This is a genomic window from Plectonema cf. radiosum LEGE 06105 (genome assembly GCF_015207665.1).
GTDB lineage: Bacteria > Cyanobacteriota > Cyanobacteriia > Cyanobacteriales > Nostocaceae > Rivularia > Rivularia radiosa_A.
In genome coordinates, this window is sequence record NZ_JADEWL010000316.1 from 1 (window position 1) to 1,217 (window position 1,217).

A 1,217-nucleotide genomic window follows, 5' to 3' on the forward strand; every position below is an offset into this window, starting at 1 on the left:
TCATTAAAATCTGGTATACTAGATATTATACATCATTGTTAGGTCGAAACAATGTTACTTTCTGTCAAAGTTGAGCTAAAGCCAAACAACAAACAAGTTACGCAGTTTCTTAAGGCTTCAGGAGTTGCACGTCATGCCTATAATTGGGCTAATGCGACTATTAATGAAATATTAAAGCAGCGTGAAACAGACAAAACCATAAAGATTCCGTCAGCTATTGACTTACATAAAAAGCTAGTAGCCGAGGTTAAATCCGTTAATGATTGGTACTACGAAACTAATAAAAACGTTCCTCAGCAAGCTTTAAAAGAACTACGCACAGCATGGGATAGATGTTTCAAGAAAGTTGCTAAACAACCTCGTTTTAAAAAGAAAGGACAACGAGATTCTTTCTATTTGGAGTCAGGAAACAAAGCGGAACCTAAAATAAAAAATGATGGTAAACGAATTAAATTACCGTCCATTGGTTGGGTGTGTTTAGCAGAACCCTTACCTGTAACAGCTACTCATAACTGCGTTGTTTCAAGAACTGCGAATAAATGGTTTATTGCTATCAAGTATGAGATAGAAAAACCATCAGTAGTAATTGACAGACCTACTGTAGGCGTTGATATCGGCATTAAAGAGTTAGCTGTTTGTTCTAACGGTAAAGTCTTTAAAAACCCTAAAGCTTACCGCTTTGGGAGTAAGCGAATGAAACGGTTGCAACGCAGTGTTAGCCGAAAGGTAAAAGGCTCAAGAAATCGTAAAAAAGCAGTTAAAAAACTAGCAAGGCTTCATGCAAGAATAGCAAACATCCGTAAAGATGCTATTCACAAATTAACTAACTATCTTGCTAAAAACCACAGCATTATAAAGATAGAAGATTTGCATATCAAGGCATTCTTAAAAAACCATAAATTAGCTGGTGCGATTGCTGATTGTGGGATGTATGAGTTTAAACGTCAACTAGAATATAAAACCGAGAAATTCTCTAGTCAATTAGTGTTAGTTGATAGATTCTTTCCTAGTTCACAAATCTGTTCTAATTGCGGGAATCATCGTCATAAAATGCCATTAAAAAATCGCGTTTATGTCTGTCCTGATTGTGGTCATACCGAAGACAGAGATTTGAACGCGGCTAAAAATATAGACCGATGGTTTGAGAATATTTATATTCCTGAACGGTCAGAAACGGTAAGTTCTACCGAAATAGCCTGCGGAGTAGAAAAACCTCT

1 protein-coding gene is annotated in these 1,217 nt (G+C 36.4%); it reads left to right on the forward strand.

What is annotated here, in order from left to right:
- Positions 1-51 precede the first annotated feature (51 nt).
- On the forward strand, positions 52-1,217 hold a 1,166-nt coding region (locus IQ247_RS32190; RefSeq protein WP_193926242.1), incomplete at its 3' end, for an RNA-guided endonuclease InsQ/TnpB family protein.